This is a genomic window from Chryseobacterium sp. SG20098 (assembly GCF_031844745.1).
GTDB lineage: Bacteria > Bacteroidota > Bacteroidia > Flavobacteriales > Weeksellaceae > Chryseobacterium > Chryseobacterium cucumeris.
In genome coordinates, this window is record NZ_CP134622.1 from 5,058,388 (window position 1) to 5,071,223 (window position 12,836).

At 36.0% G+C, this 12,836-nt stretch carries 15 protein-coding genes; 1 reads left to right on the forward strand and 14 read right to left on the reverse strand.

Annotation, left to right across the window (positions count from 1 at the left end):
- Positions 1–31: 31 nt before the first annotated feature.
- Positions 32–664: an NAD(P)H-dependent oxidoreductase gene (locus tag RHP76_RS23070; RefSeq protein ID WP_062670959.1), complete on the reverse strand. Its 633-nt coding sequence runs from the start codon at positions 662–664 to the stop codon at positions 32–34.
- A 275-nt stretch (positions 665–939) separates the two neighbouring features.
- Here RHP76_RS23070 and RHP76_RS23075 point away from each other — a divergent pair, with 275 nt between their 5' ends.
- On the forward strand, positions 940–1,692 hold the full coding sequence (locus RHP76_RS23075) for an SDR family oxidoreductase (RefSeq protein WP_311229166.1): 753 nt from the start codon (positions 940–942) through the stop codon (positions 1,690–1,692).
- A 6-nt stretch (positions 1,693–1,698) separates the two neighbouring features.
- On the opposite strand, the gene RHP76_RS23080 is transcribed toward RHP76_RS23075, so the two are convergent.
- The 13 genes from RHP76_RS23080 to RHP76_RS23140 all read right to left on the reverse strand — a co-directional run bounded on the left by RHP76_RS23080 (position 1,699) and on the right by RHP76_RS23140 (position 12,769).
- Positions 1,699–1,974 (reverse strand): hypothetical protein, encoded by a 276-nt coding sequence (locus RHP76_RS23080; RefSeq protein WP_147367537.1) that lies wholly within the window; start codon positions 1,972–1,974, stop codon positions 1,699–1,701.
- A gap of 105 nt (positions 1,975–2,079) precedes the next feature.
- Positions 2,080–3,039 (reverse strand): protein-glutamine glutaminase, encoded by a 960-nt coding sequence (locus RHP76_RS23085; protein ID WP_120230514.1) that lies wholly within the window; start codon positions 3,037–3,039, stop codon positions 2,080–2,082.
- A 361-nt stretch (positions 3,040–3,400) separates the two neighbouring features.
- Positions 3,401–4,129, reverse strand: coding sequence for a lipoyl(octanoyl) transferase LipB (lipB, locus tag RHP76_RS23090; RefSeq protein WP_110009434.1), 729 nt, complete (start codon positions 4,127–4,129; stop codon positions 3,401–3,403).
- Positions 4,130–4,160: 31 nt separating this feature from the next.
- The gene (gene trpA, locus RHP76_RS23095) at positions 4,161–4,895 is read right to left on the reverse strand and encodes a tryptophan synthase subunit alpha (protein ID WP_311229167.1); all 735 of its coding nucleotides are present in this window, start codon (positions 4,893–4,895) and stop codon (positions 4,161–4,163) included.
- Between the two features lie 96 nt (positions 4,896–4,991).
- Positions 4,992–6,170 carry a tryptophan synthase subunit beta gene (gene trpB / locus RHP76_RS23100; RefSeq protein WP_120230517.1) on the reverse strand — a complete coding sequence of 393 codons (1,179 nt, stop codon included), beginning with the start codon at positions 6,168–6,170 and terminating at the stop codon, positions 4,992–4,994.
- Positions 6,171–6,173: 3 nt separating this feature from the next.
- Positions 6,174–6,719, reverse strand: coding sequence for a GNAT family N-acetyltransferase (locus tag RHP76_RS23105; RefSeq protein WP_120230518.1), 546 nt, complete (start codon positions 6,717–6,719; stop codon positions 6,174–6,176).
- Positions 6,716–7,225 carry a hypothetical protein gene (locus RHP76_RS23110; protein ID WP_062670941.1) on the reverse strand — a complete coding sequence of 170 codons (510 nt, stop codon included), beginning with the start codon at positions 7,223–7,225 and terminating at the stop codon, positions 6,716–6,718. Before RHP76_RS23110 ends, RHP76_RS23105 begins: the two co-directional genes overlap by 4 nt.
- Positions 7,226–7,244: 19 nt before the next feature.
- Entirely contained in the window at positions 7,245–7,922 is a 678-nt protein-coding gene (locus tag RHP76_RS23115) for a phosphoribosylanthranilate isomerase (protein WP_311229168.1), read from the reverse strand.
- Between the two features lie 9 nt (positions 7,923–7,931).
- Positions 7,932–8,714 carry an indole-3-glycerol phosphate synthase TrpC gene (gene trpC, locus RHP76_RS23120; protein WP_280212371.1) on the reverse strand — a complete coding sequence of 261 codons (783 nt, stop codon included), beginning with the start codon at positions 8,712–8,714 and terminating at the stop codon, positions 7,932–7,934.
- A 55-nt stretch (positions 8,715–8,769) separates the two neighbouring features.
- Positions 8,770–9,756, reverse strand: a complete 987-nt coding sequence (trpD, locus tag RHP76_RS23125; protein ID WP_062671595.1) for an anthranilate phosphoribosyltransferase — start codon at positions 9,754–9,756, stop codon at positions 8,770–8,772.
- Between the two features lie 41 nt (positions 9,757–9,797).
- Positions 9,798–10,400: an anthranilate synthase component II gene (locus tag RHP76_RS23130; protein WP_062670937.1), complete on the reverse strand. Its 603-nt coding sequence runs from the start codon at positions 10,398–10,400 to the stop codon at positions 9,798–9,800.
- Between the two features lie 56 nt (positions 10,401–10,456).
- The gene (locus RHP76_RS23135) at positions 10,457–11,881 is read right to left on the reverse strand and encodes an anthranilate synthase component I family protein (RefSeq protein ID WP_120230521.1); all 1,425 of its coding nucleotides are present in this window, start codon (positions 11,879–11,881) and stop codon (positions 10,457–10,459) included.
- A gap of 246 nt (positions 11,882–12,127) precedes the next feature.
- Complete coding sequence (locus RHP76_RS23140; RefSeq protein ID WP_288442331.1) at positions 12,128–12,769, reverse strand: hypothetical protein; 642 nt, start codon at positions 12,767–12,769, stop codon at positions 12,128–12,130.
- Positions 12,770–12,836: the final 67 nt, after the last annotated feature.

The following is a 12,836-nucleotide window of genomic DNA, read 5'->3' on the forward strand; positions in this document are numbered from 1 at the left end:
ATTTTTGAGTACGAAAGATTCGATGAAGGTATTACTTTTTTATGATAAATTCATCCATTGGAATTCTGACTTTTTTCATAGTAGAAAGCCAGTCATTAGCTTCATCACGGTATCCAAGATATAAAAGACTTACACTTTTCAGTCCTAATTCTTTTAATCCCAATACTTCATCTACCACCTCATTGCTGAATCCTTCTGCCGGAGTACTGTCGATTTTAAGCTCTGCGGCTTGTGCAAGGGCAATTCCTAAGGCAATATAAGTCTGACGGGCAGTGTGTGCAAAATGCTCTTCAGGAGTCTGTGCGCCATATATTTCTTTAATTTTATCGGTATAGCTTCCAAAGCGGCCTCTCGGAAGATCTCTTACATCTGTATGATAATCGTAAACTTTGTCAATTTTTTCATTAGAATAACTGTCCCATGCTGCAAAGACCAAAACGTGAGAAGAATCTCTCATTACTTCAGGGTTTAATGCACCTGCTACCATTTTTTCTTTCAGTTCCTGATTTTCCACTACAATAATTCTGAACGGTTGTAAGCCCGACGAAGTAGGAGCCAGTCTTGCTGATTCTAAAATAGTATTAAGGTCTTCCTGTGAAACTTTTTTGGTAGGATCATAAGCTTTTACAGCGTGTCTCCAGTTTAGATTTTCTATTAATGACATTTTTATTTTGTTTTTAAATTAAACTACTTTGTTTTTTATCACCTCTATTTATTGTTGAAGTAAATTAACAGTACAAATATACAGTCAATTTAATTGTGTACAATTTAATTTTAAAAGATTTTATTGATAGCAATTATTGATAAACTTTAAAAAGGTGAAATAATGAAGATGACAGTAAGAAATTTTAGTTTCAATTTTATTCATTTCCGCATGATTCGGATTTTTTCAAAGCCTAGGAATTCCAATATTTGTCATAGAATTTTAAACTAAAAACAATGCAGAGATTTAAAAACAAAACCGCCTTAATTACGGGAGGAACCAATGGAATGGGTCTGGCTACCGCTCAGAAATTTATAGAAGAAGGAGGGAAAGTTATTACTACAGGCAGAAGTGAAGAAACCGTGAATAATGCTTTGGAAAAGCTTGGAGAAAATGCCTTCGGAATCGTATCTAACGCTGGGAATATAAAAGATTTGATGAATCTTCAGCAGGAAGTCAGAAAATATACAGAACATATTGATCTGGTTTTTGCCAATGCAGGATACGGAAGATTTGCATCTGTGGAATATGTGGATGAAAATCAGTTTGACGAATTATTTAATATGCTGGTGAAAGGACCGTTTTTTACGGTACAGCAGATGTTGCCATTAATGAAAAGCGGAAGCTCTGTTATTTTCAATACTTCAGTGGCAACGGATATTGCGATGCCTAATTTTTCGGTGTATTCTGCAGCCAAATCTGCAGTGCAGTCAATGATCAAAACTTTTGCTGTAGAACTTACAGAACGTGGAATCCGTGTGAATGGAGTAAGTCCCGGACATATCAAAACCAATATTTTTAATAATACAGGTTTAACTGGAGAGCAGATAGAAAGTGCTATTGATGATATTATTCCGACAATTCCTTTTAAAAGACAGGGAGAACCTTCAGAAATAGCCAGTGTAGTTCTGTTTCTTGCTTCAGAAGAAGCTTCCTATATTCATGGGGCAGAAGTGAAAGTGGATGCCGAAATTTCTGTGATCAGATAATACGGATTATTTGACCTCTTTAATTTCTTTGATGATATTGGTTTTATTTTCAATACCAATATTATAGGCCTTACCTTTTTTAAAACTTTGGGTTGCTTTTTCCATGAGGCTTTTATATTCCGGCGATTTTTTTGAAAGATAAAATACCTGCGCACTGATTCCTATAGCAACACGTACCACTTCATTGGGTTTGTCCGGATCTTCGGTAATATCGGAAATAGTAGCATTATTATACCAGGTTAAATTCTGCGGAGTGGAATTTCCGGAGCAGGATGTAATCATAATAAAAAGTAATAGTAAATAGGACCAGGCTTTCATAATAGAAAAGATTAAGTAAAAAGCTCCTGCAATATATCAAAATATCGGCAGGAGCTCTATATAAATTAGTTAAAATCCACAGCTCGCTACACTAGGTGCAGGGGAAGGAGAGCATCCTGAAAGGGATGAGAATATATTTAATACACAGTTGGTATTTACATAATTGTTATCATATAACAGAGATCCTGATGGACTTCTGTAGTATACGTTTCCTGCAGTATTGGCATAAGAAGAAACAGAAGCAGATCCACAGCTTGTATTGGTGCAAGCAGCTCTCCATGCAGAATCGGTTACCGGTCCGCTGGAGAATAATGACGGATCAATGATTCTTTTTTCAACAATTCCTGAAGCATTTTTGAAGCTTACCAAAATGGCTACGTGATATACCCATGAAACACAGCATGTTCCTGTAGATGCTCTAAGGTTACCATACACGAATTGCTTTTCACAATCGTAGCCTGCATTCAAAAGGATTTGTCTCATTTTGTGCGCTCTTGCATAGCAGCCATCCACAGGATATCTGAAAGTGATACATGGTGAAGATGCGGTAGAAGTTCCACAAGCCTGATTTTTGATCTGAGTGAATAAACTGTTCAGCGTTGCAAGATTAGGAATAACGCTTACTGCTTTTTTGCTGTCACCTCTTTCTTCTTTGTTGAAAACAGTTTTAAAATAACGGATGTCATCAGCAGTTGCTTTTTCAACCTTAGCAATTTCATTAGAATTGACCTTTAGGAAAACCTGAACAGGCGTTTCATTTTCTACTGCTTCTTTGATCATGGAGATAAATCCTGCATTTTCTTTGGTATCCTTAATTTGATAGGGCTGTGCGGAAACCATAAATGAAACTTTAAATTTTCCATCTTCTTTTTCAATCCCTACCGGAACAGTTTTGCCGAAATCTTTCATTGCGATTTCATTAGACTCCTTGGCAACAAGATTAGGATCCTGGTTGGCAGCTGAATCTGAGCAGGAATTCACTGACAGTACCGTCACGAATACCATCATGGATAACAGAAATTTTTTCATAGTTTTTATATTTTGTGGTTAATTTTCAGTGAACATTTTAATTATGATAGTTCACTTATTTGTGACATTAAAAGTAATAAAAATTAAAATATATGCAATATTTTTTTTGAAAAAAATACATTATTCTGTTGTTTTATTGATTTTATAATATTTAAAAAGATGAAAAAATGATCATTTTTATAGAAATATTCAAGAAAAATAAAAAAAATTAAAATAATGTTTTTTTAACCTTGCAGTCTGGATTCCTACTGAATAACAAACGTTGTGGATAGTCAAGGTGAATAAAAATAACATTATCATAAAACTAAAAGCCCGGTTTCAACGATTGAAGCCGGGCTCATTTTATTGTAAGTAAACTTGACTATTTATAAATCAATTCTGCCTGAAAAACATCCGCGAAATGCTTTCTGATCTTTGCTTTCAGTTCTTCCATTTCTTCTGGTGTCAGTTCTCTTTCAAGCTCTCTTTTTAAAGAAGTAACCTGCTTATCTTTGATCCCACATGGAATAATGTATTCAAAATAACGCATATCCGTATTCACATTCAGTGCAAAGCCGTGAAGAGTTACCCAACGGGAAGCTTTCACTCCCATGGCACACATTTTTCTGGCGTATGGTTTTCCCACATCCAGCCATACTCCGGTCTCTCCCGGCGAGCGTTCTCCTTTAATACCATATTCGGCAATGGTTCTGATGATCACTTCTTCCAGATTCCTCATATATAAATGAATATCCGTGAAAAAGTTTTCAAGATCCAGAATAGGATAACCTACAACTTGTCCATAACCATGATAAGTAATATCTCCACCCCTGTTTACTTTCACGAAGGTAGCCTCAATTTCTTTCAGCTTATCAATACCGGCAAGCATATTTTCTTCATGTCCGCTTTTTCCTAACGTGTACACGTGAGGATGCTCTACGAAAAGAAGGTGGTTGGGAGTAATACTATGCTGTTCTGCAGGAAGATCTCTGTTTTTTATTTTGGTATCAATGATGTTTTTCATCAGCTGTTCCTGATAATCCCAGGCTGGCTGATATTCTTTGATTCCTAAATCTTCAAATTCTACTGCTTTATTTTGATTTGTATTCATTTCAATTTTTGATATACAAATTTAGTGAATTTTACCCTTTTATGGAATGGATAAAATCTATGGCATTCTTCTTCCAGTCTCTATCCTGAAGTAAAATATTTACGAAAGCAGTTCCGATGATACCGCCATCTGCTTTTTCCGTTACATTTTCGAAGTCTTCTTTCGATTTAATTCCAAACCCAATCATCACCGGATTTTTAAGTGGAAGAGCAGCGAGCCTGGAAAGATAGTCCTCATTCTTTAAAACCGCATTTTCATTTCCGGTAGTGGAAGAAGAGCTTACTGCGTACAGAAATCCTGAACTTAATGAATCCAGATAGATCATTCTTTCATCGGAGGTTTCCGGTGTTACAAGGAAAGTGAAATTAAGATTATATTGTTTTAAGATATGCTGATAATTTTTCTCAAAATCAATAGGAGGAAGGTCTGGAAGAATCAATCCTGAAACACCACTTTCCGCACAAGCCGAACAGAATTTCTCAAATCCGAAGCTCAAAACAGGATTAATGTAACCCATCAGAATAATCGGAATTCTGATTTCGTCTTTGATCGCTTTCAGCTGAGACAATAGTTTTTCAATAGTCATTCCGTTTTGTAAAGCCACCTCGTGAGCTTTCTGAATGACAGGGCCGTCTGCTACAGGATCAGAATAAGGCATTCCGATTTCAATCATATCTGCTCCGGAATCCTGAATCAGTTGTATAATATCAGCGGTATCTTCCAGTTGTGGAATTCCTGCTGTGAAGTATATATTTAGTTTTTTCATTTTTTATTGTATTAAAGTATAACGTACAAAGTACAATGTAGAAAATAGTATTAAACTCAGGTGAGAAAGTACATTGTACATTTTACATCCGACATTTTACAAATTCTTCAGATACGTTTCCATATCCTTATCTCCACGTCCGCTCAGGCAAATAACGACAACATCATCTTCATTAAATTTTTTCTTGTCTAAAACTGCCAGCGCATGAGAACTTTCCAATGCAGGAATAATTCCTTCAAGTTTGGTAAGTTCAAAAGCACATTGTAAAGCTTCGTCATCATTAATACTAAAGAATTCTGCTCTTTTTTCTTTAAATAAATGCGCATGAAAAGGCCCGATTCCCGGGTAATCCAGTCCGGCAGAAATAGAGTGGGGTTCAATAACCTGTCCGTCTTCCGTCTGCATCACAAGGCTTTTGCTTCCGTGAAGGACTCCAAGGGTTCCTAAAAATGTAGTCGCAGCCGATTTTCCTGAATCTACACCCATCCCTCCGGCTTCAGCAGCAATGATTTTTACTTCTTTTTCCTCCACAAAATGATAGAAAGTTCCCGCAGCATTACTTCCTCCGCCCACACAGGCAATCACATAATCCGGATTTTCCCTTCCGATTTTCTCTTTCAGCTGTTCTTTAATTTCTTTTGAAATAATACTTTGAAATCTTGCCACAAGATCAGGAAAAGGATGAGGTCCTACCACACTTCCAATCACATAATGAGTCGTCACAGGATTGTTGATCCAGTCTCTTAACGCTTCATTTACGGCATCTTTAAGAGTTTTTGATCCTGAAGTTGCTGCTACAACTTCTGCCCCAAGCATTTTCATTCTTGCGACGTTTGGGGCTTGTCTCTGGATATCAATTTCTCCCATATAAACAATGCACTTAAGACCAAGCAAAGCACACGCTGTAGCTGTGGCAACACCATGTTGTCCTGCTCCGGTTTCAGCAATGATTCTGGTTTTTCCAAGACGTTTTGCCAACAGAACCTGCCCCAGAGCATTATTGATCTTGTGAGCTCCCGTATGGTTGAGGTCTTCCCGTTTCAAATAAATCTGTGTCTGGTATTTTTGACTTAAGTTTTTAGCAAAATAGAGGGGCGTAGCTCTTCCGACATAATTTTTCAGTAAATCCTGATATTCTGCCTGAAAATCTTCAGATTCTATGATTTCAAGATAGTTTTTTTGCAGTTCTTCTACATTAGGATAGAGCATTTCGGGGATAAAAGCACCTCCAAACTCTCCATAATATCCGTTTTCATCGGGGTTTTTATAATTCATTTTTTATTCTTTATTCATTAAATAAGCGTTGTTTTGCACACTCAGCTGGTTGAGCAGCTCTTTTCTTTTCTGTGAGGTATGAAAAATCAAAATATCATCATCTTCAGAATTTACCCACTCCGAGCCGATACTTTCTTTGATCATTTTGGCCTTGTCATGGAGGATTTCTATGTCACATTTTTCATAAAAGGAACGAAGATCAGCGTGGCAGAAACCAATTGTCTCAAGATTTCTCTGAGTAACATTTTCTTTGAAATGTTTCACCAAAGCGGTTCCATACCCTTTCTTTTTATGAGCAGAAACAAGCCCTACGGCTTCCGCAAAGGAATAACCGGTGTCTGCTATTTGTAAGGTGAAATCAAAATTCACTCTCATAATGGCCAATATGCTTTCATCCGTATCCATCAGAAAATGAAATTCCGAGTCTTTAAAAAAAGAGCGGAAGTAGGATGATTTCATGGTGTTCCATGCAGAAATATCCCAAAGTTCCAGGATGTGTTTTATTTCGGCTTCTGTTAAATATTTCGTTTCTTTTACCTGATATTTCATGGGTTTAAACTATTAATAAATGTGAGATGGTAATCATTTTGCTGTTTGGTAATCAGTTTTTTATAGTACAGTAATTCTATTTTATGCATTAAATCAATTAAGGTTGCTTTATCTATTTTAGACTGATACATGGTAATGGCAATTTCCAGATTATCAATCATAAAATAAGGATCGGAATCCTCATATAACAGAAATATTTTGGCATAAATTAATCCTAAGTCATATTTTATACTTGATCTGACATGAGTTTCCAGAAATTTATCTGAAATAATCACCAGATAATAGCTGTTCCATAAGCTGATTCTTTCAAAAAAATACTGAATATCTGTTTCTTCAAAATCTTTAATAATACAAATGAAATCAGACAATAATCCACCCACTTCCCAATGTTCTGTATTACTGTCGTTCTGTGAAACAAAGTGATACAGATTCTGGATTTTTTCATTCCCGAATTTAGGGGGAAATAAGGTTTTGTAAAATGTCTTTTTGAGCAAATGTATATTCATCCTTGTGTGTTTTTATGTGTTATTTATTTTGCTGATATAAAGTTTTAAACTTTTTTATGCTGTCAATATTTTTATTTCCGGGCTCTGTTTCAAATTTCGAATTGATATCCAAAGCAAAAGGTTGTTGTTTCAATGTATCCATATTCCCTATATTTTCCTCAGAAATACCGCCGCTTAAAAAGTAGGGCAGAGGAATCTCAAATTCATTCAGAATATTCCAGTCGAATTGTTTTCCCGTTCCGCCAAATGCTTTGCTGTCAGTATCGAATAGGTAGTAGGCGATAGGTTTCAGATCAGGAATTTGTGTTATTTTATTTTGATTTTCTTCCGTATTACTCCCTATTCTGATTACTTTAATGATTCCAACCTCAGGATTCAGTTTTTGTCTTAACTCCATTATAAAATCATTACTTTCATCACCGTGAAGCTGTACAAAATTCAAATCTGCATGTTGAACGATCTTTACAATGATCTCTACTTTTTCATTGACAAAAACACCTACTTTTCCCTGATGATTAATAGATGAGATCTCTTCCAGACTCAGATGGTTCAACACATATCTCGGTGATTTTTCGTAGAAGATAAAACCGAGAAAATCTGTTTTCATAGCAATCAATTCCTGAATCTGATCCGGTTTTGTAAGACCACAGACTTTCAGGCGAGATGGCAGGTTTGAGGTTGTAGGTTGCAGGTTCATTGTTGATTATTATTGAGTTAAAATTTGAGAAGCGAATTCTTCAAAAGCTTTGGCCGGATCTGTATTTTTCATGAAATATTCACCCATCAGGAAACCGTCAAATCCTTTTTCTTTTAAAAACTGAAAATCTTCAAGGCTGTAAATACCGCTTTCAGCAACAGACAAAACTTCTTTTGGAAGCTGGTTTTTCAGCTGAACGGAATGCTGAAGATCAACTTTAAAATCTTTAAGGTTTCTGTTATTAATTCCTACCAAATCAATTTCTGAATTGAAATGCTTCAGTTCATCTTCTGTATGAATTTCCAGTAAAACCTCCAATTTCAGTTGGTGAGCTAATTCGGTAAATTCCTGTACCTGAGCTGGTGAAAGACATGAAGCAATCAGTAATACTACATCAGCTCCAATACTTTTGGCTTCATAAAACTGATATTCATCAATCATAAAATCTTTTCGCAGAATCGGAATGGTAATCTCATTTCTTACATCCAGAACATCATTTAAATTTCCTCCGAAAAAATCATGATCAGTCAGGATTGAAATTCCGCTGGCTCCGAAATTTTCGTAAGCAGAAACTACCTCCAAAGGCTGTACACTATTGTTGATGATTCCTTTTGAAGGAGATTGTCTTTTAAACTCAGCGATAATTCCGCTTTTATTTTTGATGGATTCTTTCAGTGAATAGGTTGGTCTTCCAAAAAAGGCTGTATTTTTTAATCGGTCAAGAGAAATGCGCAATTTTGCAGCAGCAACTTCCTCTTTTTTTCGTTTAATAATTTGATCCAGTATAGTCATTTTTGTGTTTAAGTTTGGTCAATGTTGAATTTTGCTTCGCAAGTGAATAATGAATTTAATTAATCAGGAGATTAAAACTGTTTAATGCTTTTCCGCTTTGCAGGCTTTCCTGAGCAAGCAGAAGGCAGTCATCGTACGTTCCGAATTTATGGGTGTTGTGCAGCGCTACTGAAGCATTGGCAAGAATTACTGAGTTCTGCTGCTCCGTACCGTTTCCTTCCAGAATATTCATAAATATTTTTGCGGTTTCCTGAATAGAACTTCCTGCTTTAATATCTTCCAGTGTTACCGGATTGAAACCCAAATCTTCTGCCGAATAGATTTCTTCACCATTTTTTGTAATGATTTTACTATCGTCAGTAAGGCTTATTTCATCATATCCGTCAAGACCATGGACCAGAGTAAAGTCACGTTCCTCTTTCTGAAGAAGATACTGATAAATTCTTGCAATTTCCAGATTATAAACTCCAATCATGGAAAATTTTGGTTTTGCCGGATTTACCAATGGACCCAAAAGGTTAAAGAATGTCCTCAATCCCAAAGATTTTCTCAATAATCCAACTGATTGCAGAGCAGGATGAAAATAAGGAGCATGTAAAAAGCAAATGTTGGCTCTTTCAAGATCTTCATTCAATTGTTCTGAACTGTTTTTAAACTGATATCCCAGTTCTTCCAGTACATTCGATGAACCAGTAGTGGTGGAAGCTCCGTAATTTCCATGCTTTGTTACCTTTTGTCCGGCTCCGGCTACTACAAAGCTGGCCAGGGTTGAGATATTGATGGTGTCTTTTCCGTCACCTCCGGTTCCTACAATATCAATGGCATCATTGGTGTCGATCTTTACAGGAACAGCCATCTGTAATAGTGCTTCTCTAAAGCCTTCCAACTCTTTCAAGGTGATATTCCGCATCAGGAAGACACTTATAAAAGCAGTAATTTCTGCGGCATTAAACTTATTCTGTGCAATCTCAATCATCATCGCTTTTGCTTCTGATTTTGAGAGTGTGTTATGATTGAACAGATATTGCAGTATTTCTTTCATTTGTGGCGTTTTTATGTTTGTTGAAGGGATTTCTAAGATTTTCATGACAACAGAAAGTTTTTAATGATTACTTCTCCTTCCGGTGTTAAAATACTTTCAGGGTGAAACTGAACTCCGTGTACATCATATGTTTTGTGCTGCAAAGCCATGATCATTCCGTCTTTATCTACAGCTGTGATTTCCAGTTCTTCCGGAAAACCTTCCGGATTGACTGCCCAGCTGTGGTATCTTCCTACTTCCAATCCTGATTGCAGATCTTTGAAAACTTTAGTATTTTCTTTTACTATTTCAGTAGTGGTGGCTACTCCATGGAAAATTTCAGAAAGGTTAATAAGACTTCCTCCGAAAGCTTCAGCGATAGCCTGCTGACCCAGGCACACTCCAAGGATACTTTTTGTAGGAGCGTATTCTTTAATAAGGTCTAATAAAATACCGGCTTCTTCAGGAATTCCGGGACCTGGAGAAAGGATGATTTTGTCATATTTTCCAATCTCTTCAAGGGTAATTTTATCATTTCTTACCACATCCACTCTTTGATTCAGAATTCTTTCGATAATCTGGACAAGGTTATAGGTAAAGCTGTCATAGTTATCGAAAACGAGAACTTTAAGCTGTGGTTGTTGAGTGTTTATATTGTTGTTCATTGCTTTTTTGTTAGAGAGTTGCTATTTTTTTTGTTGCTGTTTGCTGGTTGACGGATTTATTTTTCAACTATTTTTTCAGCTTTTTCTACGGCTTTTTTAAGAGCATTCAGTTTGTTGTTGACTTCCTGCAGTTCACTTTCAGGAACAGATTTTGCCACAAGGCCGGCACCAGCCTGATAAAATAACGTGTTATTTTTGCTTAAGAAGGTTCTGATCATGATGGCCTGATTGCAGGTTCCGTTCAACCCGATAATTCCGATACAGCCGCCATAATATCCACGGGAATCTTTTTCGTATTGGTTGATCAGCTGAAGCGCTTTATGTTTTGGAGCACCGCTTAATGTTCCCTGAGGGAAAGTAGCGGAAACCATTTCCAGAGGATTGATGTCATCAGCAACATCTGCAGTCACCTCACTTACCATATGAATAACGTGAGAGAAAAGCTGGATTTCTTTAAGCTTAGTAACCGTTACATTTTTCCCAAGCTTTCCAAGATCATTTCTAGCGAGATCTACCAGCATGGTATGTTCTGCATTTTCTTTGGGATCAGCTTTTAGCACTTCTATAGACTCAAGATCCGCTTCAAAGTTTCCGGTTCTTTTCGAAGTTCCGGCAATCGGGTGAATAATTGCTTTATTATTTTTAATGATTAACTGACTTTCAGGACTTGATCCAAATAGTTTGTAATTTCCGTAATCAAAATAGAATAGGTAAGGAGAAGGGTTGATATTTCTCAAAGCACGGTATACATTGAACTCATCTCCCTTGAATTTTTGTTCAAACCTTCTGCTTAAAACCAGTTGGAAAACATCTCCACGCATACAGTGTTTCTGTGCTGTTTTTACGAGTTCAAGATAATCTTCATCTGTAATATTAGAGGTTTCCTCACTGGTTTTCTCGAAAGGATAAACCGGAGTATTCTGATTTTTAATAAGATTTTCCAACAGATGAAGTTCAGATTTTACTCCATCGATAAAGTTTTCAATAATATGCATTTCATCATTGAAATGATTGATAGCAATTACATATTGGTACAATCTGTATCTCATCACAGGGATTTCTACTTCCTTGCTCTGTGGTTTAAGATTGATGTTTTCAAAGAACTGTACCGCTTCAAAACTTGTATATCCAAAAAGACTCTGAGCAGTTTGTTCAATCGGATCATTGGTCTCTTTGCAGTTAAAAATTTTTCGGAACTCTTCAAATATATCTGTGATATTTCGTTCCATAATAAATTGTTTTACGGGAGCAGAGGCAGGAAGTTTGATTTCGTATTCGTTGAGGTTTTTCACTTCAATTCCGGCGATGGCATTCACTGCAATGAAGGAAAAATTATTATCAATACTTTTTGAGTCCGAACTTTCCAAAAGAATGGTGTCACGGAATTTATCCCTGATCTTAAGGTAAATATTCATGGGGGTATGAAGGTCTCCCAGTGTTTTTTTCGAAACAGTTTTTATTGTAATTGTGTTGGTCAACATCTTATTGTTTTTTGTGAGATTAAGGAATAAAAAAAGGCTTTAACGGTATCCGTCAAAGCCTATATATTGTTTTTTGATTATTTCTGCTGTAGTTAACAACATGACAATACCTCCAGACCCGACGAAGAGTTTGAAAGCCACCACCAAATATTGTTGTTCATTTTTAACATGGGACAAATGTAGAAATTTTTTTAATAAAAAAACTAAAAAATATCAGAAAATACTAAAATTTAATATAAAAATCCTTTATTTAAGCTGCTTGAGCTCTTGTTTTAATTCCTTGATTTTTTCTTTATAAGCTTCATCATTGTAGTATTTTACGTAGTTTTCCAATGTAGTAATATACTCCTCAATGAATTCCTTATTCGTTTTGTCTGCTTCATACTTGGTTTTTGCAGAATTCACAGGAGCCAGTTTTTCATTTTGTAATACAATTTTTCCTTCCCTGGATTGGTCATAAAGGATAACAATGTTTTTTTCATATCCCGGGATGTATTTTACTGGTATATCCTTGTCACCAGGTATTCTGATTGAATTTCGGATGGGATAAATCGCTGCAGTAGTAGTGGAGAAAAAAGTAGTGGTATATTTTCCGTCCTGTTTCTTCACAATAGCCTCATAATCGTGGATGTACATATCATTCAGGGTAGAATTGGTTTCTACATCAGACGTGATGATAGCTGTGCTTTCCACTCCATATTTATTTAAAAACCATGCGTTTAAAAACTGTCCGCCAAAACCATTTAATATAGCCAGTGGAATGATAGGTATTAAAAGCCAGGTTTTTTTGGTCATATACGAAAGCCCTACAAAGAATACCAGCAACAGAACCACAGTATAAAAACCATGATGACTGGTGAAAAACAGAATTTTTGAAATTAAAACCATGGATTAAAGATAACTATAATAATCTTTTATTTAAACGCTATGTTCGCAAAGATGTTATTAAAATAAC